We start from the raw sequence: 20,137 nt of genomic DNA on the forward strand, positions 1-20,137 counted from the left end.
GAAATGACGTCCCAGATGCTGCCCGCCGGGCTGGTGGCGAGCGCCGTGGTGTCGGCCTCCAGCGCCAACCTCGGCCCCGGTTTCGACAGCCTCGGCCTGGCATTGAGTCTCAGCGACGAAATCGTCGTGGAGACAACGGATTCAGGCCTGGTGGTGCTGGTCGAGGGGGAGAGTGCCGAGCAGGTGCCGCGCGGTCCCGAACACCTGGTGGTCCGCGCCGTCGAATGCGGGCTGCGCGCCGCGGGCGTGCGCGCCGCGGGGCTGGTGGTCCGCTGCCGCAACGCCATCCCGCACTCCCGCGGCCTCGGCTCGTCCGCAGCCGCCGTGGTAGGCGGCCTGGCGGCAGCGAACGGCCTTGTGACGCAGGCGGATTCGAAGCCGTTGAGCGACGCGCAGCTGATCCAGCTGTCCTCGGAGTTCGAGGGTCATCCCGACAACGCCGCCGCGGCGGTGCTCGGCGGTGCGGTGGTCTCCTGGATCGATCGCTCCGGTGAGCGGCCGCGCTACTCGGCGGTGTCGGTGCGACTCCACCCCGACATCCGTCTGTATTGCGCGATACCCCAAGAGCGCTCCCTGACCGCCGAGACCCGGGTGCTGCTGCCGGCTCAGGTGAGTCATGACGATGCCCGGTTCAACGTCAGCCGCGCGGCCCTGCTGGTGGTAGCGCTCACCGAACGCCCGGACCTGCTCATGCCGGCCACCGAGGATCTGCTGCACCAACCGCAGCGCGCGCCGGCGATGCCGGCCTCCGCGGAATATTTGCGGCTGCTGCGGCGTAATAACGTGGCAGCGACGCTTTCGGGGGCGGGCCCGGCACTGATTGCCCTGAGCACGGAGCCGGAGTTGCCCGCGGAAGTGGTGGAGCACGGGGCCGCGAACGGATTTGCCCTCACTGAGATGACCGCCGGCGAACGAGTTCGCTGGAGCCCGGGAGTCACAGTCCCCGGTTGATCCACAGCGTGGCCGGAGGGTTTGCTTGCTTCCGACAAAGATGCGGGCTATCCTCGGACCCGTCCAGCAATTGCAGCATCTGCATCTGCATCAATACTGCGTTGCCGCTAGGACAACACCAATTCTTCTCGTGAACGAGGTTCGCCGCTTACTCCGCCGACTGAGGCGATCACCGTTGCAGAGTCGATGATTGGGTGCACTCGGCAAATTTGGCTGAATGCAACGAACCCCCCGAATGACCTGATCAACGGGGGAAGAAAGGAAATCCGTGACCGATACGGACCTGTTCACGGCTGACGCGAGCACCGACAACAATGACGTGCCGAACGCCGTGACCCCGGACACATCCGACGTCAAAACCAATGCCCCGGTTGGCTCTCTGTCGACCATGGTGCTTCCCGAACTGCGCGCGCTGGCTAACCAGGTCGGCGTCAAGGGGACGTCGGGCATGCGCAAGAACGAACTCATCGCCGCCATAAAGGAAATCAGGGGACAGTCCAACGGGACGTCCGCCCCGGCCGCCCCCGAGGACGGCGGCAAATCCGACGCCGCCGGCGCCGATGCGCCGACCGCTCAGGACCAACAGAACGGTTCCTCGACCGAGGCGCCCCGCCGTGAGCGGCGCAGCGCCTCGCGCGAGCCGGGATCGGCCCGCACCGCCGACGACACCGATGGCGAGCGCTCACGCACCCGCGAGGGCGCGGCCACCGGCGACGATGACGCACGTCAGGGCGGCAAGCGGGAGACCCAAAACGACGAGCGCGGACAAGACGCCGGTGACCAAAGCGGTGACCAGCAAGGCTCGGGCGGCCAGCAATCTCGTGGCGGCTCCAACCAGCAGGACGATGACGGCGAGGGCCGTCAGGGCAGGCGTGGTCGCCGCTTCCGCGACCGCGACCGGAGGCGGCGCGGTGAGCGGTCCGGCGAGGGCGGCGACACCGAACTGCGCGAAGACGACGTCGTGCAACCGGTCGCCGGAATCCTTGACGTCCTCGACAATTACGCGTTCGTCCGCACCTCCGGTTACCTGGCCGGTCCGCACGACGTCTACGTGTCCATGAACATGGTGCGCAAGAACGGCCTGCGCCGCGGCGACGCGGTGACCGGCGCGGTTCGCGTGCCCAAGGACGGCGAACAGCCCAACCAGCGCCAGAAGTTCAACCCGCTGGTCCGCCTGGACAGCGTCAACGGTGGCCCGGTCGAGGACGCGAAAAAGCGGCCCGATTTCAGCAAGCTGACGCCGCTCTACCCCAACCAGCGGCTTCGCCTGGAAACCACCCCCGACCGGCTGACCACCCGGGTCATCGACCTGATCATGCCGATCGGTAAGGGCCAGCGCGCCCTGATCGTGTCGCCGCCGAAGGCCGGTAAGACGACGATCCTGCAGGACATCGCCAACGCGATCACCAAGAACAACCCGGAATGCCACCTCATGGTCGTGCTCGTCGACGAGCGCCCGGAGGAGGTCACCGACATGACGCGCTCCGTCAAGGGCGAGGTCATCGCCTCGACCTTCGACCGGCCGCCCACGGACCACACGGCAGTCGCCGAGCTGGCCATCGAACGTGCCAAGCGCCTCGTCGAGCAGGGTAAGGACGTCGTGGTGCTGCTCGACTCGATCACCCGTCTGGGCCGCGCCTACAACAACGCGTCGCCCGCATCGGGCCGGATCCTGTCCGGTGGTGTCGACTCCACCGCCCTGTACCCGCCGAAGCGATTCCTGGGTGCCGCGCGAAACATCGAGGAAGGCGGGTCGCTGACCATCATCGCCACGGCGATGGTCGAGACCGGATCCACCGGTGACACGGTCATCTTCGAGGAGTTCAAGGGCACCGGTAATGCCGAGCTCAAGCTGGACCGCAAGATCTCCGAGCGGCGGGTCTTCCCGGCGGTCGACGTCAACCCCTCCGGCACCCGCAAGGACGAGCTGCTGCTGTCGCCCGACGAGTTCGGCATCGTGCACAAGCTGCGCCGCGTGCTGTCAGGTCTGGATTCCCACCAGGCCATCGACCTGCTGATGTCGCAATTGCGCAAGACGAAGACGAACTACGAGTTCCTGGTGCAGGTCTCCAAGACCACACCCGGATCCATGGACAACGACTGACCGATCACCCCTAGGCCGGGCTGGTCTGGCCACGACACATCAACCACGTACACGACCCGCCGGCGGGTTTCGCCGTGGTTTATGTCTCGCGGCGATCGGCAACCGGCAACCCGCCGATCACGCCGCTGCCCGGCCCCGGTTCCCGGGAATGCCACGGCCCAACTCGGTGTTTTGGGGAGACAGCGGTTGACCTGGCATAATCGACGCTCGACTATCCCCGAACCGGCTCACGTTCGCCAGGCACGGGGGTCGCGGGCAAACGACCGAAAAGGACAGCATGAAAGCCGACATTCACCCCGCCTACGCGGAGACCACCGTGCACTGCGGGTGCGGGAACACTTTTCAGACCCGCAGCACCAAGGCCGGCGGCAACATCGTCGTCGAGGTGTGCTCGCAGTGCCACCCGTTCTACACCGGCAAGCAGAAGATTCTGGACAGCGGCGGCCGGGTGGCCCGCTTCGAGAAGCGTTACGGCAAGCGCAAAGGCGCCGCGGCGGACAACACCGACAAATAGCTGCGTTGCCGACGCCCGAACTGTGCGAGCGAGCACAGGCCGGGCGTCGGTTTGCGTTTACGGCAGTAAGAAAGCGGGAGCGGACCGGGCAGGAGGTGACACGTGACGCAGCCGGTGCAGACGATTGATGTGCTGCTGGCCGAGCACGCCGAGCTCGAGCGACGGCTGGCGGACCCCGACCTGCACAGCAACCCCGTCGAGGCGCGCAAAGCCGGCCGCCGTTTCGCCCGGTTGGCCCCCATCGTCGCCACCTACCGCAAGCTGGAGTCGGCGCGCGGCGACCTGGAGGCCGCGCGTGAGCTGGCCGCCGACGACGACTCGTTCGCCGCGGAGGTCACCGAGCTTGAATCACGGGTCGCCGAACTGGACACCCAACTGACCGACATGCTGGCCCCCCGCGACCCGCACGATCCCGACGACATCGTGCTCGAAGTCAAATCGGGTGAGGGCGGCGAGGAATCGGCGTTGTTCGCGGCGGATCTGGCCAGGATGTACATCCGCTATGCCGAGCGGCACGGCTGGACGGTGACGGTGCTGGATGAGACGACATCGGACCTCGGTGGCTACAAGGATGCGACGCTGTCCATCGCCAGCAAGGGCGACTCGCCCGACGGCGTGTGGTCCCGGATGAAGTTCGAGGGCGGGGTGCATCGGGTGCAGCGCGTCCCGGTGACGGAATCCCAAGGACGCGTTCACACTTCAGCCGCCGGGGTCCTGGTCTATCCCGAACCCGAGGAAGTGGGCGAGGTACAGATCGACGAGTCGGATCTGCGCATCGACGTGTACCGCTCGTCCGGCAAGGGCGGGCAGGGGGTGAACACCACCGACTCCGCGGTGCGGATCACACATCTACCCACCGGCATCGTGGTCACCTGCCAGAACGAACGATCGCAGCTGCAGAACAAGGCGCGTGCGTTGCAGGTGCTCGCCGCCCGGCTGCAAGCGCTGGCCGAGGAACAGGCGCTGGCCGACGCGTCGGCCGACCGGGCCAGCCAGATCCGGACCGTGGACCGCAGCGAACGGATTCGCACCTACAACTTCCCGGAGAACCGGATCACCGACCACCGGATCGGTTTCAAGGCACACAATCTCGATCAGGTACTCGACGGCGACCTCGACGCGATGTTCGATGCGCTGAGCGCCGCCGACAAACAATCCCGGCTGCAGCAGGCATGAGTGCGGTGCGGCGCGCGATCGACTCCGCTGCGGCGACGCTGGCCGAGGCGGGGATCGACTCCGCGCGTTGGGACGCCGAGGAGCTGGCCGCACACCTGACCGGGACCGAACGCGGCCGGCTGGCCTTGCTCGAGTCGGCCGGCGACGATTTCCTCGATCGCTACCGCGACGTCGTGGCCGCGCGTTCCCGACGGGTGCCGTTGCAGCACCTCACCGGCACGGCCGCGTTCGGACCGCTGACGCTGCACGTCGGCCCGGGCGTCTTCCTACCGCGCCCGGAAACCGAAGCGCTGTTCGCGTGGGCCACCCAACAGCCCCTCCCGGCACGGCCCGTCATCGTCGACCTGTGCACTGGTTCGGGTGCATTGGCGGTGGCGCTCGCCCACGAGCGCCCCGATGCCCGGGTCATCGGCATCGACGACTCCGACGTGGCCCTCCAATACGCGCGGCGCAACGCCGCCGGCACCGCCGTCGAATTCATCCGCGCCGACGCCACCGAGCCCGCGCTGCTGCCGGACCTGGACGGCGAGGTCGACGCGGTGGTGGCCAATCCGCCCTATGTCCCCGATGCTGCAGACGTGGAACCCGAAGTCGCTCAACACGATCCGCATCACGCGGTGTTCGGCGGACCGGACGGGATGGCGGTGATCGCCCCCATCGTCGCCCTGGCCGGCCGCTGGCTTCGCCCGGGCGGCATCTTCGCCGTCGAGCATGACGACACCACCTCGTCGCAAACGGTGGAATTGATCTGCAGGACAGGGCTTTTCGATGAAGTCGAGGCCCGCCGCGACCTCGCCGGCCGGCCGCGGTTCGTCACCGCCCGCAGAAAGCGGGGTCGGGTGTGACCGAAGTGTTCGACTGCGCCGACCCCGGCCAGCGTTCGCGCGGGATCGCCTCGGCGGCGGGGGCGCTCAAGGGCGGCCGATTGGTCGTCATGCCGACGGACACCGTCTACGGCATCGGCGCCGATGCGTTCAACAGCGCCGCGGTCGCCGCCCTGCTATCGGCGAAGGGGCGGGGCCGCGACATGCCGGTCGGCGTGCTGGTCGGCTCCTGGCACACCATCGAGGGCCTGGTCTACACCATGCCGGGCGGGGCCCGAGACCTGATCCGCGCGTTCTGGCCGGGCGCGCTGAGCCTGGTGGTGGCGCAGGCGCCGTCGCTGCAATGGGACCTCGGCGACGCCCGCGGCACCGTGATGCTGCGTATGCCGCTGCACCCGGTGGCCATCGAGTTGTTGCGCGAAGTGGGGCCCATGGCCGTTTCCAGCGCGAACGTCTCCGGCCGTCCGCCCGCAGTGGACGCCGACGAGGCCCGCAATCAACTCGGCGATCTCGTCGACGTCTATCTCGACGCGGGGACGGCCGAGCAGCGGGCGGCCTCCACGATCGTCGACCTGACCGGACCCGCCCCGCGGATCCTGCGACCCGGCCCGGTGAGCGCCGAACGAATCGCGGAAGTGCTCGGTGTCGATCCCGAAAGCCTGACTGCTCAAGCCTGACCGGAGCGGTTCCCCCGTTGCCAGGTTGGTGCAGTACGGTCTCGACGTGTCCAGCGACCCGGCCGGCGACCTAGCGAACCTTGCCAGTGGTTTGCTCGCCCTGGGTGACCGCGGCGCCGGAGTCCCCCTGCGCGAGCTGGCACTTGTGGGGTTGACCGCGGCGATCATCACCTACTTCGCAACCGGCCCGGTGCGGGTGCTCGCCACCCGGCTCGGTGCCGTTGCCTATCCGCGGGAGCGCGACGTGCACGTGACGCCCACCCCGCGTATGGGTGGGTTGGCGATGTTTCTCGGCGTCGTCTCGGCCGTCTTCCTGGCGTCGCAGCTCCCGGCGCTCACCCGCGGGTTCGTCTACTCGACCGGTATGCCCGCGGTGCTGGTGGCCGGCGCGGTCATCATGGGCATCGGCCTCATCGACGATCGGTGGGGGCTCGACGCGCTGACGAAGTTCGCCGGTCAGATCACCGCGGCCAGCGTGCTGGTCACCATGGGCGTGGCCTGGAGCGTCCTGTACATCCCGATCGGCGGCGTCGGCACCATCGTGCTGGACCAGGCCTCGTCCATCCTGCTCACGCTGGCGTTGACCGTCTCCATCGTCAACGCGATGAACTTCGTCGACGGGCTCGACGGGCTGGCCGCCGGGCTCGGGTTGATCACCGCGCTGGCGATCTGCATGTTCTCGGTCGGACTGCTGCGCGATCACGGCGGCGATGTCCTCTTCTATCCGCCCGCCGTGATCTCCGTGGTGCTCGCGGGCGCCTGTCTCGGCTTCCTGCCGCACAACTTCCACCGCGCCAAGATCTTCATGGGTGATTCCGGCTCGATGCTGATCGGCCTGATGCTCGCCGCGGCCTCCACCACCGCCGCCGGCCCCGTCTCGCAAAACGCCTACGGCGCGCGCGACGTGTTCGCGCTGCTGTCGCCGTTCCTGCTGGTGGTCGCCGTCATGTTCGTGCCGATGCTCGATTTGCTGCTGGCGATCGTGCGCCGCACCCGCGCCGGCCGCAGCGCGTTCAGTCCCGACAAGATGCACCTGCATCACCGGTTGCTGCAGATCGGGCACTCCCACCGCCGAGTGGTGTTGTTGATCTACCTCTGGGTGGGCATCGTCGCGTTCGGCGCGGCCAGCACCATCTTCTTCAATCCCCGCCACACCGCGGCGGTGATGCTGGGCGCCATCGTGGTCGCCGGCATCGCGACGGCGATTCCCCTCATGCGCCGGCGCGACGAGTACGACGACGAGGACTACGACAGCTAGTAGTAGGGGTGCCTCGCCCTATGGTACGGTGCAGGTAGAGCCCCAAAAAGCCGCACAAATTGCCGGTCCATCGGACACAGATCCGGTCGGGTCGGCTGAGGACTCGCGCCGGGAGATACCCCTTGGGCGATTCCACTGTGACGTGCGATACGCTCGGCGGGCCACCGATCAGTCGGTCGGGGGACTCCCGCTCCACCAACTTGGGATTGAGGTGCTGCAGTGACGACACCAGCGCAGGACGCGCCGTTGGTGTTTCCCTCTGTTGCGTTCCGCCCGGTCCGCCTGTTGGTCCTCAGCATTGCCGTCACCGCGGTGGCGGTCATCGTCGCCAGCATGACCGGTCACCCGATGGTCGGGGTGTTCTTCGGCGTCGGGTTGCTCCTCGGTTTGCTCAACGCCCTCTTGGTGCGTCGTTCGGTCGCGTCGATCACCGCGAAGGAGCATCCGCTGAAAAGCACGATGGCGCTGAACTCCGCCACCCGGCTGGCCATCATCACCGTCATCGGGCTGATCATCGCCTACGTCTTCCGGCCCGCCGGCCTGGGCGTCGTGTTCGGATTGGCGCTTTTCCAGGTCTTGTTGGTGGCGTCGACGGCGCTTCCCGTGTGGAAGAAGCTGCGCGCCGGCGACTGGGCCGAGGCGCATCCCGCGGACGGAGGCGGCGTGATCGCGGGATCGGACGGAACCGAAGGAAAGAACAGCAACGATGACTGAGACGACGTTCCTGGCCGAATCCGCCATCGAGGTCGGCGAGCACACCCACGCCACGTGGCTGGGCATGACCGTCAACACGGACACGATCCTGTCCACCGCGATCGCGGCGGTGATCGTGCTCGCGCTGGCCTTCTTCCTGCGCGCGAAGATCACCTCCACCGGCGTCCCCAGCGGCGTGCAGCTGTTCTGGGAGGCCATCACCGTCCAGATGCGCGACCAGATCGAAAGCGCGATCGGAATGCGGATCGCGCCGTTCGTGTTGCCGCTGGCCGTCACGATCTTCGTGTTCATCCTGATCTCCAACTGGCTGTCCGTGCTGCCGCTGCAGTACACCGACAAGTCCGGACACACCACCGAGCTGCTGAAGTCGGCCGCAGCCGACATCAATTACGTCCTGGCGCTGGCCCTGTTCGTCTTCGTCTGCTATCACGTGGCCGGCATCTGGCGCCGCGGCATCGTCGGACACCCGCTCGCGGTGCTCAAAGGTCACGTTGCGTTCCTGGCGCCGATCAACCTCGTCGAAGAACTGGCCAAGCCGATCTCGTTGTCGCTCCGACTTTTCGGCAACATCTTCGCCGGCGGCATCCTGGTCGCGTTGATCGCGCTCTTCCCGCCCTACATCATGTGGGCACCCAACGCCATCTGGAAGGCCTTCGACCTGTTCGTCGGGGCGATCCAGGCGTTCATCTTCTCGATCTTGACGATCCTCTACTTCAGCCAAGCCATGGAGATCGAGGAACACCATGACTGAGACCATCACGAATTGCTTTGTCCCACGCACCATTACAGAGGCCTGGTAGACCGCTACCAGCTATCAAGGAGGATAAGAATGGCTCTGGACCCCCAAGTCGCTGCCGCTGCGCTCATCGGCGGTGGACTCATCATGGGCGGCGGCGCGATCGGCGCCGGTATCGGTGACGGTATCGCCGGTAACGCGCTGGTCTCCGGCATCGCCCGGCAACCCGAGGCACAAGGCCGGCTGTTCACGCCGTTCTTCATCACCGTCGGTCTGGTCGAGGCGGCCTACTTCATCAACCTGGCGTTCATGGCGCTGTTCGTCTTCGCCACACCCGTCGGCACCTAATTCGCTGTGATGGGTGACGCGAGCCTGAGCGTTCTGGCGTCCAGCCAGGTGCTGGCCGAGGGAGGCAACAACTTCCTCGTTCCGAACGGCACTTTCTTCTTCGTGCTGGCGATCTTCTTGATCGTGCTGGCCGTCATCGGCACGTTCGTCGTGCCGCCCGTCATGCGGGTGTTGCGCGAGCGTGACGCCATGGTCGCCAAGACGGTCGCCGACAACAAGAAGGCCGGCGAGCAGTTCGACGCCGCCAAGGCCGACTACGAAGAAGCCCTGACGGAAGCGCGGGTTCAGGCGTCGTCGTTGCGCGACAATGCCCGCGCAGAGGGCCGTAAGCTGGTCGAAGACGCGCGCGCCCGTGCGGAGCAGCAGGTGCTGTCGACGTTGCAAATGGCCTCCGAGCAATTGAAGCGGGAGAGAGACGCCGTGGAGCTGGATCTGCGCGCCAACGTGGCGGCCATGTCGGCGACGCTGGCCAGCCGGATCCTCGGTGTAGAGGTGGCTCCGGCCACCGCGGCCACCGGTAAGTCTGGGCGGTAAGCGCGTATGTCGACTTTCATCGGGCAGTTGATCGGTTTTGCGGCAATCGTTTTCCTGGTCGTGCGGTACGTCGTGCCCCCGGTGCGCCGTCTGATGGCTGCTCGTCAAGACGCCGTCCGCCAGCAGTTGAAAGACTCTGCGGCGGCGGCCGACCGGCTGAGTGAGTCGACCACGGCCCACAGCAAGGCCGTGGAATCCGCCAAGGTCGAAGCCGAACGGCTCGTCGAGGAGGCCCAAACGGACGCTGGCCGCATCGCCGAGCAGTTCCGGGCCCAATCCGCGGTCGAGTCCGAGCGCATCACCGCACAGGGCGGCCGCCAGGTCGACCTGCTGCGTACGCAACTGAGCCGCCAGCTTCGCCTGGAGCTCGGCCACGAAGCGGTGCGTCAGGCCGGCGAATTGGTGCGCAACTACGTCGCCGAGCCGGCGCAGCAATCGGCCACCGTCGATCGGTTCCTGGACGACCTCGAAGCGATGGCCCCTGCGCCCGCGGAGGTCCAATATCCGCTGCTGGCGAAGATGCGCTCCGCCAGTCGCGCAGCGGTGGCGGGGCTGTCGGAGCGGTTCAGTGACATCGCCAAAGGCCTTGACAACAAAGCCCTTTCCGATCTGTCAGCCGAGCTTGTCTCGGTAGCCGAAATGCTCGACCGGGAGATCGTCGTCACCCGGTATCTGACGGTGCCCGCCGAGGACGCGGCGCCCCGGGTCCGGTTGATCGAGCGGTTGGTCTCCGGCAAGGTCGCTGACGCCACTCTCGATGTGTTGCGGCTGGCCGTCTCGGAGCGTTGGTCGGCCAACTCCGACCTGGCCGCCGCCATCGAGCACATCTCGCGGCAGGCGCTGCTGGAAGTCGCCGAGCGTGAGAACAAGGTCGACGAAGTCGAAGAGCAGTTGTTCCGGTTCTCGCGCATCCTGGACTCGCAGCCGCGGCTCGCCATCCTGCTGGGCGACTACGGCGTCCCGGTGGAAGGACGAATCGGCCTGCTGCGCAAGGTGCTTGACAGCGCGAGCGACAGAGTCAACCCGATCGTGCAGGCGCTGCTGACCCAGACCGTCCAACTGCTCAGAGGCGAGTCGGCCGAGGAGGCCGTCCAGTTCCTGGCGGAAGTCGCCGTGGCACGTCGCGGCGAGATCGTCGCACAGGTCGGTGCGGCGGCCGAGCTCAGCGATGCCCAGCGGTCCCGCCTCACCGACGTCCTCGGCCGCATCTACGGCCACCCGGTGACGGTGCAGCTGCAGATCTCCGACGAACTGCTGGGCGGGCTGCTCATCTCAGTGGCCGACGAAGTGATTGACGGGACACTCGCTTCGCGCCTTGCCGCAGCCCAGGCGCAACTGCCCGACTGACACCAACCATTCACAAGCACACGCGAACCAAGATCAAGTAGGAAGACGAAAAGCCATGGCCGAGTTGACAATCTCCGCTGATGACATCCAAAGCGCCATCGAGGAGTATGTAGGCTCTTTCACCTCCGACACCTCACGCGAAGAGGTCGGTACCGTCGTCGAGGCCGGGGACGGCATCGCGCACGTCGAAGGCCTGCCCTCCGTCATGACGCAGGAGCTGCTCGAGTTCCCCGGCGGGGTTCTCGGCGTCGCCCTGAACCTCGACGAACACAGCGTCGGCGCGGTGATCCTGGGTGACTTCGAGAAAATCGAAGAGGGCCAACAGGTCAAGCGCACCGGGGAGGTCCTGTCCGTCCCGGTCGGCGACGGCTTCCTGGGGCGCGTGGTCAATCCGCTCGGCCAGCCCATCGACGGTCGGGGGGACATCGACACCGACATCCGCCGCGCGCTGGAGATCCAGGCGCCTTCGGTGGTGCAGCGGCAGAGTGTGAGCGAGCCGCTGCAGACCGGCATCAAGGCCATCGACGCGATGACCCCGATCGGTCGAGGCCAGCGGCAGCTGATCATCGGCGACCGCAAGACCGGCAAGACCGCCGTGTGCGTTGACACCATCCTCAACCAGCGGGAGAACTGGGAGAGCGGCGACGAGAAAAAGCAGGTCCGCTGCGTGTACGTGGCCATCGGTCAGAAGGGCACCACGATCGCGTCGGTCCGGCGAGCGCTCGAAGAGGGCGGCGCTATGGACTACACCACCATCGTCGCGGCCCCGGCGTCCGACTCGGCAGGCTTCAAATGGCTTGCGCCATACACCGGTTCGGCGATCGCCCAGCACTGGATGTACGACGGCAAGCACGTGCTGATCGTCTTCGACGACCTGAGCAAGCAGGCCGAGGCGTACCGGGCGATCTCGCTGCTGCTGCGTCGGCCGCCGGGCCGCGAGGCCTACCCCGGTGACGTGTTCTACCTGCACTCGCGGCTGTTGGAGCGCTGCGCGAAGCTCTCCGACGAACTCGGGGGTGGGTCGCTGACCGGCCTGCCGATCATCGAGACCAAGGCCAACGACATCTCGGCCTACATCCCGACCAACGTCATCTCGATCACCGACGGGCAGTGCTTCCTGGAGTCCGACCTGTTCAACCAGGGCGTGCGGCCCGCCATCAACGTCGGTGTGTCGGTGTCCCGCGTGGGTGGTGCGGCACAGATCAAGGCCATGAAGGAGGTGGCAGGCTCGCTGCGTCTGGACCTGTCCCAGTACCGCGAACTGGAATCGTTTGCGGCCTTCGCTTCCGACCTGGACGCCACCTCCAAGGCGCAGCTGGAGCGCGGTGAGCGACTCGTCGAACTGCTCAAGCAACCGCAGTATCAGCCCATGCCGGTTGAGGAGCAGGTTGTTTCGATCTTCCTGGGTACCGGAGGTCACCTGGACTCCGTGCCCGTCGAGGACGTCAGGCGTTTCGAAACCGAGTTGCTCGACCACATGCGGGCGTCCGAGGAGAAGTTCCTGGCCGGTGTCCGCGACAGCGGAAAGCTTCCCGAAGAGGCCGAAAAGCAGCTGACCGACATCATCAACAACTTCAAGAAGGGCTTCGCAGCCACGGGCGGCGGATCGGTCGTGCCCGACGAGCACGTCGAGCCGCTGGACGAAGAAGACCTCGGGAAGGAATCGGTGAAGGTGAAGAAGCCTGCGCCGGAGAAGAAGGCAAAGAAAGAGAACAAGTAACAACCAATGGCTGCCACACTTCGCGAATTACGCGGCCGGATCCGCTCGGCGGGGTCGATCAAGAAGATCACCAAGGCCCAGGAGATGATCGCGACATCGCGCATCGGAAAGGCGCAGGCCCGGCTGCAAGCCGCCAGGCCCTACGCATTTCAGATCACGGCGATGCTCACCACGCTGTCGTCCGAAGCCGCACTGGATCACCCCCTGTTGGTCGAGCGGGAAGAACCCAAGCGGGCCGGCGTCTTGGTGGTGTCTTCCGACCGTGGTCTCTGCGGCGCCTACAACTCCAGCATCTTCCGTCGGTCTGAGGAGCTGTTCTCCCTGCTGCGCGAGGAAGGCAAGACGCCGGTCGTGTACACGGTCGGCCGGAAGGCGCTGAACTACTTCAAGTTCCGCAACTGGGACATCACCGACTCGTGGACGGGCTTCTCCGAGCAACCTCAGTACGAGAACGCCGCCGAGATCGCTTCGACCCTGGTCGATGCCTTCATGAAGGGCACGGGCGACGAGTCGCAGGACGACCAGGGCGTCGACGAACTGCACGTCGTCTACTCGGAGTTCAAGTCGATGATGTCGCAGGCGGCGGTAGCTCACCGGATCGCACCCATGGTGGTCGAGTACGTCGAGGAGCCGCCGGAAGTGCGCACCCTGTATTCGTTCGAGCCAGACGCGACAACGCTTTTCGAGTCGCTGCTGCCGCGTTACGTGACGACCCGCGTCTACGCCGCGCTGCTCGAATCGGCGGCGTCGGAGCTCGCTTCGCGCCAACGAGCGATGAAGTCGGCAACCGACAACGCGGACGACCTGATCAAAGAGCTCACGCTGATGGCCAACCGCGAGCGCCAGGCCCAGATCACCCAAGAGATCAGCGAAATCGTCGGCGGCGCAAATGCGCTCGCCGACGCTAAGTAGCACACGAGGAAGAGAAAATAAATGGCTGCTACTACTGCAACGACAGAAAAGGCCGAGAAGGCCACGAACTCCGAGACCAGCGGCCGCGTGGTGCGAATCACCGGCCCCGTGGTCGACGTCGAGTTCCCGCGCGGTTCTGTGCCTGAACTGTTCAACGCGCTCAACGCCGAGATCACGTTCGAGGAGCTCAAGAAGACCCTCACCCTGGAGGTCGCACAGCACCTTGGCGACAACCTGGTGCGCACCATTTCGCTGCAGCCCACCGACGGGCTGGTCCGCGGCGTCGAGGTGACGGACAGCGGCAAGCCGATCTCCGTGCCGGTCGGCCAGGAGGTCAAGGGTCACGTCTTCAACGCGCTGGGTGACTGCCTGGACGAGCCGGGCTACGGTGAGGACTTCGAGCACTGGTCGATCCACCGCAAGCCGCCGCCGTTCGAAGAGCTCGAGCCCCGCACCGAGATGCTCGAGACCGGTCTGAAGGTCGTCGACCTGCTCACGCCATACGTGCGTGGCGGCAAGATCGCGCTGTTCGGCGGTGCCGGCGTGGGTAAGACGGTGCTCATCCAGGAGATGATCAACCGTATCGCCCGAAACTTCGGTGGTACTTCGGTTTTCGCCGGCGTGGGCGAGCGCACCCGTGAGGGCAACGACCTCTGGGTCGAGCTCAAGGAAGCCGACGTGCTCAAGGACACCGCGCTGGTGTTCGGTCAGATGGACGAGCCGCCCGGCACCCGTATGCGCGTGGCCCTGTCCGCCCTGACGATGGCCGAGTGGTTCCGCGACGAGGCAGGCCAGGACGTGCTGCTGTTCATCGACAACATCTTCCGGTTCACCCAGGCCGGGTCGGAGGTATCGACGCTGCTCGGCCGTATGCCTTCCGCGGTGGGATACCAGCCCACGCTGGCCGACGAGATGGGTGAGCTGCAGGAGCGCATCACCTCGACGCGAGGCCGCTCGATCACCTCGATGCAGGCGGTTTACGTGCCCGCCGACGACTACACCGACCCTGCGCCGGCGACCACGTTCGCGCACCTGGACGCCACCACCGAGCTGTCGCGCTCGGTGTTCTCCAAAGGCATCTTCCCCGCGGTGGACCCGCTGGCATCGAGCTCGACGATCCTCGACCCCAGCGTGGTCGGTGACGAGCATTACCGGGTGGCGCAGGAAGTCATCCGAATCCTGCAGCGCTACAAGGACCTTCAAGACATCATCGCGATCCTCGGTATCGACGAGCTGTCCGAGGAGGACAAGCAGCTGGTCCAGCGCGCCCGGCGCATCGAGCGGTTCCTGTCGCAGAACATGATGGCGGCCGAGCAGTTCACCGGGCAGCCGGGTTCGACGGTGCCGGTGAAGGAGACCATCGAGGCGTTCGACCGCCTGACCAAGGGCGACTTCGACCACATCCCGGAACAGGCGTTCTTCTTGATCGGCGGCCTGGACGACTTGGCCAAGAAAGCCGAAAGCTTCGGCGCCAAGTTGGATTCCTAAAGGCGTGACCGAAAGGCTCTGAAAGGCTCTGTGGCATGGCCGAATTGAACGTTGAGATAGTTGCCGTAGACCGCAAGATCTGGTCGGGTGAGGCAACGTTTTTGTTCACCCGCACCACCGTCGGCGAAATCGGCATCATGCCCCGGCATATCCCGATCGTCGCCCAGCTGGTCGACGACGCGATGGTGCGCGTGGAACGCGAGGGTGACGACGATCTGCGCGTCGCCATCGAAGGTGGGTTCCTGTCGGTCACCGAGGAGTCGGTGACCGTTCTGGCCGAGTCCGCCGCGTTCGAGTCGGAGATCGACGAAAGCGCCGCCAGGGAGGATTCGGAGTCCGACGACCCGCGCATCGCGGCGCGGGGGCGCGGCAGATTGCGCGCCGTCGGCGCGATCGACTAATCGCCGATGAGCGCGCCCATGATCGGCATGGTCGTGCTCGTCGTCGTCCTGGCGGGCGCGGTCGTCGCGTTGAGCTATCGGTTGTGGAAGCTGCGCCAGGGCGGCACCGCGGGGATCATGCGAGACATTCCCGCGGTCGGGGGTCACGGCTGGCGTCACGGCGTGATCCGTTACCGCGGCGGTGAGGCCGCGTTCTACCGGCTCTCCAGCCTGCGGCTGTGGCCCGATCGCCGACTCAGCCGCAGGGGAGTCGAGATCGTCTCCCGCCGCGCACCCCGCGGCGATGAATTCGACATCATGACCGACGAGATCGTTGTGCTGGAGCTGCGCGACACGACGCAGGATCGTCGGACCGGTTATGAGATCGCGCTCGACAAGGGCGCGTTGACCGCGTTCCTGTCCTGGCTGGAATCGCGCCCGTCACCGCGCGCTCGCCGCCGCAGCGTTTAGGCCTTGCCCCGCAGGCTAACTGGGAGGTGGCGCGTCGCCGCCGGGTTGGCCCCCGGGCTTCCACAGCACGTCACCGTCGGGATTGGCCGCGCGCGCCAGGATGAAGAGCAGATCCGACAGGCGGTTCAAGTACTTCGCCGGGAGGACGTTGACCTGCTGCGGCGCGGCCTCGACCGCCGCCCAGGCCGAGCGTTCCGCCCGGCGGACGATGGTGCGGGCGACGTGCAACAGCGCCGACAGCGGCGAACCGCCCGGCAGCACAAAGGAATTCAGCGCAGTCAGGTTCTCGTTATATTTGTCACACCAGCCCTCGAGCCGGTCGATGTAGGGCTGGGTGACCCGCAGGGCTGGATATTCGGGGTTCTCCACCACCGGTGTCGACAGGTCTGCGCCGGCGTCGAACAGGTCGTTCTGGATCTGCCGCAACACACCGGCGATCTCCTGGTCGGGCTGACCAAGGGCGATCGCGACGCCGATCGCCGAGTTGGCCTCGTCGCAGTCCGCGTAGGCGACCAGTCGGGGGTCGTTCTTGGAGACCCGCGAGAAATCACTCAATCCCGTCGTGCCGTCGTCACCGGTTCGCGTATAGATGCGGGTCAGGTGTATCGCCATGACCAAAACGGTACTGCGGCTCGCGATGGTGCCGAGCCTCGGCTGACCCCTCGTCGCTGCACGGCTGGGGACACCCCCACCTCACTCCGCTCCGCGGAGCGCATCGTCGCCAAGCGGGCTGACTGACAACCCGATATCGCTTCACTAGACTGACGCGGGTGGCTGAGCGATTCGTGGTGACCGGCGGCAACCGGTTGTCCGGCGAAGTCGCAGTGGGGGGCGCCAAGAACAGCGTGCTCAAGCTGATGGCGGCAACGCTGCTGGCCGAGGGCACCAGCACCATCACCAACTGCCCCGACATCCTCGATGTGCCGTTGATGGCAGAGGTCTTGCGCGGCCTGGGCGCCACCGTCGAACTCGACGGCGACGTCGCCCGCATCACCTCACCCGACGAGCCGAAATACGACGCCGACTTCGCGGCGGTGCGACAGTTCCGGGCGTCGGTCTGCGTGCTCGGGCCGCTGGTCGGCCGGTGCAAGCGGGCCAGGGTGGCGCTGCCGGGCGGTGACGCGATCGGTTCCCGTCCGCTGGACATGCATCAGGCGGGCCTGCGGCAGCTGGGCGCCCAGTGCAACATCGAACACGGTTGCGTCGTCGCCCACGCCGACACCTTGCGCGGCGCGGAGATCCAGCTCGAGTTTCCCTCGGTGGGGGCCACCGAGAACATCCTGATGGCCGCCGTGCTGGCCGAGGGCGTCACCACGATCCACAATGCGGCGCGCGAACCCGACGTCGTGGACCTGTGCACCATGTTGAACCAGATGGGCGCGCAGGTCGAAGGTGCCGGCTCGTCGACCATGACCATCACCGGAGTCCCACGGCTCTACCCGACCGAGCACCGGGTGATCGGGGATCGCATCGTTGCCGCCACCTGGGGCATCGCCGCCGCGATGACCCGTGGAGACATCTCGGTGACCGGCGTCGACCCGGCCCACCTCCAGGTGGTGCTGCACAAGCTGCACGACGCCGGCGCGACCGTCACCCAGACGGACAACAGCTTTCGGATCACCCAGTACGAACGGCCCAAGGCCGTCAACGTGGCGACCCTGCCGTTCCCCGGGTTCCCGACGGATCTGCAGCCGATGGCGATCGCCCTGGCGTCGATCGCCGACGGCACCTCGATGATCACGGAGAACGTTTTCGAGGCCCGTTTCCGCTTTGTCGAAGAGATGATCCGGCTGGGCGCGGACGCCCGCACCGATGGTCACCACGCAGTCGTGCGAGGCCTGCCGCAATTGTCGAGCGCCCCGGTGTGGTGTTCGGACATTCGGGCCGGTGCGGGGCTGGTTTTGGCGGGGCTCGTCGCCGACGGTGACACCGAGGTCCACGACGTCTTCCACATCGATCGGGGCTACCCGTTGTTCGTGGAGAACCTGGCGATTTTGGGAGCGGAGATCGAGCGGGTAGAGTAACCAAAGTCAGTGCCCCACAGGGGCGGTCGCCACACCAGGCGGCCGACACCCCGGGCCCTTGACTCCCTCGCTGGATTGGTACTAGCCTTGCACGGCTGCTCCCGAAACGGTCTCCGGAAGACCAAAACTGGGAGTTGACTTCGCTGCCGGACTTGTATTAAGCTGGCAGGGTTGCCCCAAAACGGGCGAAACAAGTGTTGTTTGAGAACTCAATAGTGTGTTTGGTCTTTTTATTTGTTGTTGTTTTTGGCCATACCTAGCACTCCCCGTGTGTGGGTATGGCAACTTTTGATGCCAGTTATTTGGTGTCTTTTTGTTAGGTCAGATTTTCTCTGATCTGAATTCACCTCATTCGCGAGGAGATTTTGTTTGGAGAGTTTGATCCTGGCTCAGGACGAACGCTGGCGGCGTGCTTAACACATGCAAGTCGAACGGAAAGGCCCCTTCGGGGGTACTCGAGTGGCGAACGGGTGAGTAACACGTGGGCAATCTGCCCTGCACTTCGGGATAAGCCTGGGAAACTGGGTCTAATACCGGATAGGACCACTTGGCGCATGCCTTGTGGTGGAAAGCTTTTGCGGTGTGGGATGGGCCCGCGGCCTATCAGCTTGTTGGTGGGGTGATGGCCTACCAAGGCGACGACGGGTAGCCGGCCTGAGAGGGTGTCCGGCCACACTGGGACTGAGATACGGCCCAGACTCCTACGGGAGGCAGCAGTGGGGAATATTGCACAATGGGCGCAAGCCTGATGCAGCGACGCCGCGTGGGGGATGACGGCCTTCGGGTTGTAAACCTCTTTCAGCAGGGACGAAGCGCAAGTGACGGTACCTGCAGAAGAAGCACCGGCCAACTACGTGCCAGCAGCCGCGGTAATACGTAGGGTGCGAGCGTTGTCCGGAATTACTGGGCGTAAAGAGCTCGTAGGTGGTTTGTCGCGTTGTTCGTGAAAACCGGGGGCTTAACCCTCGGCGTGCGGGCGATACGGGCAGACTAGAGTACTGCAGGGGAGACTGGAATTCCTGGTGTAGCGGTGGAATGCGCAGATATCAGGAGGAACACCGGTGGCGAAGGCGGGTCTCTGGGCAGTAACTGACGCTGAGGAGCGAAAGCGTGGGGAGCGAACAGGATTAGATACCCTGGTAGTCCACGCCGTAAACGGTGGGTACTAGGTGTGGGTTTCCTTCCTTGGGATCCGTGCCGTAGCTAACGCATTAAGTACCCCGCCTGGGGAGTACGGCCGCAAGGCTAAAACTCAAAGGAATTGACGGGGGCCCGCACAAGCGGCGGAGCATGTGGATTAATTCGATGCAACGCGAAGAACCTTACCTGGGTTTGACATGCACAGGACGCGTCTAGAGATAGGCGTTCCCTTGTGGCCTGTGTGCAGGTGGTGCATGGCTGTCGTCAGCTCGTGTCGTGAGATGTTGGGTTAAGTCCCGCAACGAGCGCAACCCTTGTCTCATGTTGCCAGCGGGTAATGCCGGGGACTCGTGAGAGACTGCCGGGGTCAACTCGGAGGAAGGTGGGGATGACGTCAAGTCATCATGCCCCTTATGTCCAGGGCTTCACACATGCTACAATGGCCGGTACAAAGGGCTGCGATGCCGTAAGGTTAAGCGAATCCTTTTAAAGCCGGTCTCAGTTCGGATCGGGGTCTGCAACTCGACCCCGTGAAGTCGGAGTCGCTAGTAATCGCAGATCAGCAACGCTGCGGTGAATACGTTCCCGGGCCTTGTACACACCGCCCGTCACGTCATGAAAGTCGGTAACACCCGAAGCCAGTGGCCTAACCCTTTGGGAGGGAGCTGTCGAAGGTGGGATCGGCGATTGGGACGAAGTCGTAACAAGGTAGCCGTACCGGAAGGTGCGGCTGGATCACCTCCTTTCTAAGGAGCACCACGAAAAGCACTCCAATTGGTGGGGTGCGAGCCGTGAGGGGTTTCCGCCTGTAGTGGGCGG

The 20,137-nt window shown here is 65.6% G+C and carries 19 protein-coding genes and 1 rRNA gene; 19 read left to right on the forward strand and 1 reads right to left on the reverse strand.

Features of this window, described 5'->3' with window-relative positions:
• Positions 1 to 3: 3 nt before the first annotated feature.
• From thrB to C1737_RS00595, 17 genes are all read left to right on the forward strand, one after another.
• A complete protein-coding gene (gene thrB, locus C1737_RS00510; RefSeq protein WP_068098295.1) occupies positions 4 to 951 on the forward strand; it encodes a homoserine kinase in 948 nt (315 codons plus the stop codon).
• 268 nt (positions 952 to 1,219) lie between these two features.
• Positions 1,220 to 3,055: a transcription termination factor Rho gene (gene rho, locus C1737_RS00520; RefSeq protein ID WP_067920841.1), complete on the forward strand. Its 1,836-nt coding sequence runs from the start codon at positions 1,220 to 1,222 to the stop codon at positions 3,053 to 3,055.
• Positions 3,056 to 3,332: 277 nt separating this feature from the next.
• Positions 3,333 to 3,569, forward strand: a complete 237-nt coding sequence (gene rpmE / locus C1737_RS00525) for a 50S ribosomal protein L31 (protein WP_067920843.1) — start codon at positions 3,333 to 3,335, stop codon at positions 3,567 to 3,569.
• A 102-nt stretch (positions 3,570 to 3,671) separates the two neighbouring features.
• Entirely contained in the window at positions 3,672 to 4,745 is a 1,074-nt protein-coding gene (gene prfA / locus C1737_RS00530) for a peptide chain release factor 1 (protein WP_102416940.1), read from the forward strand.
• Entirely contained in the window at positions 4,742 to 5,590 is an 849-nt protein-coding gene (prmC, locus tag C1737_RS00535; protein ID WP_102416941.1) for a peptide chain release factor N(5)-glutamine methyltransferase, read from the forward strand. Before prfA ends, prmC begins: the two co-directional genes overlap by 4 nt.
• Positions 5,587 to 6,246 carry an L-threonylcarbamoyladenylate synthase gene (locus C1737_RS00540; protein WP_102416942.1) on the forward strand — a complete coding sequence of 220 codons (660 nt, stop codon included), beginning with the start codon at positions 5,587 to 5,589 and terminating at the stop codon, positions 6,244 to 6,246. The genes prmC and C1737_RS00540 overlap by 4 nt, the downstream gene beginning before the upstream one ends.
• Before the next feature lie 28 nt (positions 6,247 to 6,274).
• Positions 6,275 to 7,504 carry a glycosyltransferase family 4 protein gene (locus C1737_RS00545; protein WP_068098290.1) on the forward strand — a complete coding sequence of 410 codons (1,230 nt, stop codon included), beginning with the start codon at positions 6,275 to 6,277 and terminating at the stop codon, positions 7,502 to 7,504.
• Positions 7,505 to 7,723: 219 nt separating this feature from the next.
• Positions 7,724 to 8,218 carry an ATP synthase subunit I gene (locus C1737_RS00550; RefSeq protein WP_067920853.1) on the forward strand — a complete coding sequence of 165 codons (495 nt, stop codon included), beginning with the start codon at positions 7,724 to 7,726 and terminating at the stop codon, positions 8,216 to 8,218.
• Positions 8,211 to 8,969 (forward strand): F0F1 ATP synthase subunit A, encoded by a 759-nt coding sequence (gene atpB / locus C1737_RS00555; protein ID WP_067920855.1) that lies wholly within the window; start codon positions 8,211 to 8,213, stop codon positions 8,967 to 8,969. Before C1737_RS00550 ends, atpB begins: the two co-directional genes overlap by 8 nt.
• 84 nt (positions 8,970 to 9,053) lie before the next feature.
• Positions 9,054 to 9,302: a F0F1 ATP synthase subunit C gene (locus C1737_RS00560; RefSeq protein ID WP_024636915.1), complete on the forward strand. Its 249-nt coding sequence runs from the start codon at positions 9,054 to 9,056 to the stop codon at positions 9,300 to 9,302.
• A 9-nt stretch (positions 9,303 to 9,311) separates the two neighbouring features.
• A complete protein-coding gene (locus tag C1737_RS00565) occupies positions 9,312 to 9,836 on the forward strand; it encodes a F0F1 ATP synthase subunit B (RefSeq protein WP_068098289.1) in 525 nt (174 codons plus the stop codon).
• A gap of 6 nt (positions 9,837 to 9,842) precedes the next feature.
• Positions 9,843 to 11,183, forward strand: a complete 1,341-nt coding sequence (locus C1737_RS00570; RefSeq protein WP_068098288.1) for a F0F1 ATP synthase subunit B/delta — start codon at positions 9,843 to 9,845, stop codon at positions 11,181 to 11,183.
• A gap of 55 nt (positions 11,184 to 11,238) precedes the next feature.
• The gene (atpA, locus tag C1737_RS00575; protein ID WP_102416943.1) at positions 11,239 to 12,903 is read left to right on the forward strand and encodes a F0F1 ATP synthase subunit alpha; all 1,665 of its coding nucleotides are present in this window, start codon (positions 11,239 to 11,241) and stop codon (positions 12,901 to 12,903) included.
• Positions 12,904 to 12,909: 6 nt separating this feature from the next.
• Entirely contained in the window at positions 12,910 to 13,815 is a 906-nt protein-coding gene (locus C1737_RS00580) for a F0F1 ATP synthase subunit gamma (protein WP_068098286.1), read from the forward strand.
• A gap of 21 nt (positions 13,816 to 13,836) precedes the next feature.
• Positions 13,837 to 15,303, forward strand: coding sequence for a F0F1 ATP synthase subunit beta (atpD, locus tag C1737_RS00585; RefSeq protein ID WP_068098285.1), 1,467 nt, complete (start codon positions 13,837 to 13,839; stop codon positions 15,301 to 15,303).
• Positions 15,304 to 15,338: 35 nt separating this feature from the next.
• Positions 15,339 to 15,704, forward strand: a complete 366-nt coding sequence (locus C1737_RS00590; RefSeq protein WP_067924789.1) for a F0F1 ATP synthase subunit epsilon — start codon at positions 15,339 to 15,341, stop codon at positions 15,702 to 15,704.
• Between the two features lie 6 nt (positions 15,705 to 15,710).
• Positions 15,711 to 16,154, forward strand: coding sequence for a DUF2550 domain-containing protein (locus C1737_RS00595; protein WP_067924787.1), 444 nt, complete (start codon positions 15,711 to 15,713; stop codon positions 16,152 to 16,154).
• 15 nt (positions 16,155 to 16,169) lie between these two features.
• On the opposite strand, the gene C1737_RS00600 is transcribed toward C1737_RS00595, so the two are convergent.
• Entirely contained in the window at positions 16,170 to 16,766 is a 597-nt protein-coding gene (locus C1737_RS00600; RefSeq protein WP_068098284.1) for a cob(I)yrinic acid a,c-diamide adenosyltransferase, read from the reverse strand.
• Between the two features lie 158 nt (positions 16,767 to 16,924).
• On the opposite strand from C1737_RS00600, the gene murA reads away from it, so the two are divergent.
• Positions 16,925 to 18,178 (forward strand): UDP-N-acetylglucosamine 1-carboxyvinyltransferase, encoded by a 1,254-nt coding sequence (gene murA, locus C1737_RS00605; RefSeq protein ID WP_067924781.1) that lies wholly within the window; start codon positions 16,925 to 16,927, stop codon positions 18,176 to 18,178.
• Between the two features lie 366 nt (positions 18,179 to 18,544).
• Positions 18,545 to 20,064: ribosomal RNA gene (locus tag C1737_RS00610) — 16S ribosomal RNA — on the forward strand.
• The last annotated feature ends 73 nt before the right edge of the window (positions 20,065 to 20,137 follow it).

Source organism: Mycobacterium sp. 4858, from assembly GCF_900240975.1.
Taxonomy (GTDB): domain Bacteria; phylum Actinomycetota; class Actinomycetes; order Mycobacteriales; family Mycobacteriaceae; genus Mycobacterium.

Coding starts and splice junctions, on each gene's coding strand:
- C1737_RS00570 (WP_068098288.1), top strand. CDS start 9,843: ATGTCGACTTTCATCGGGCAGTTGATCGGTTTTGCGGCAATCGTTTTC.
- atpA (WP_102416943.1), top strand. CDS start 11,239: ATGGCCGAGTTGACAATCTCCGCTGATGACATCCAAAGCGCCATCGAG.
- C1737_RS00600 (WP_068098284.1), bottom strand. CDS start 16,766: ATGGCGATACACCTGACCCGCATCTATACGCGAACCGGTGACGACGGC.
- C1737_RS00580 (WP_068098286.1), top strand. CDS start 12,910: ATGGCTGCCACACTTCGCGAATTACGCGGCCGGATCCGCTCGGCGGGG.
- atpD (WP_068098285.1), top strand. CDS start 13,837: ATGGCTGCTACTACTGCAACGACAGAAAAGGCCGAGAAGGCCACGAAC.
- C1737_RS00595 (WP_067924787.1), top strand. CDS start 15,711: ATGAGCGCGCCCATGATCGGCATGGTCGTGCTCGTCGTCGTCCTGGCG.
- C1737_RS00590 (WP_067924789.1), top strand. CDS start 15,339: ATGGCCGAATTGAACGTTGAGATAGTTGCCGTAGACCGCAAGATCTGG.
- rpmE (WP_067920843.1), top strand. CDS start 3,333: ATGAAAGCCGACATTCACCCCGCCTACGCGGAGACCACCGTGCACTGC.
- atpB (WP_067920855.1), top strand. CDS start 8,211: ATGACTGAGACGACGTTCCTGGCCGAATCCGCCATCGAGGTCGGCGAG.
- thrB (WP_068098295.1), top strand. CDS start 4: ATGACGTCCCAGATGCTGCCCGCCGGGCTGGTGGCGAGCGCCGTGGTG.
- C1737_RS00565 (WP_068098289.1), top strand. CDS start 9,312: ATGGGTGACGCGAGCCTGAGCGTTCTGGCGTCCAGCCAGGTGCTGGCC.
- prmC (WP_102416941.1), top strand. CDS start 4,742: ATGAGTGCGGTGCGGCGCGCGATCGACTCCGCTGCGGCGACGCTGGCC.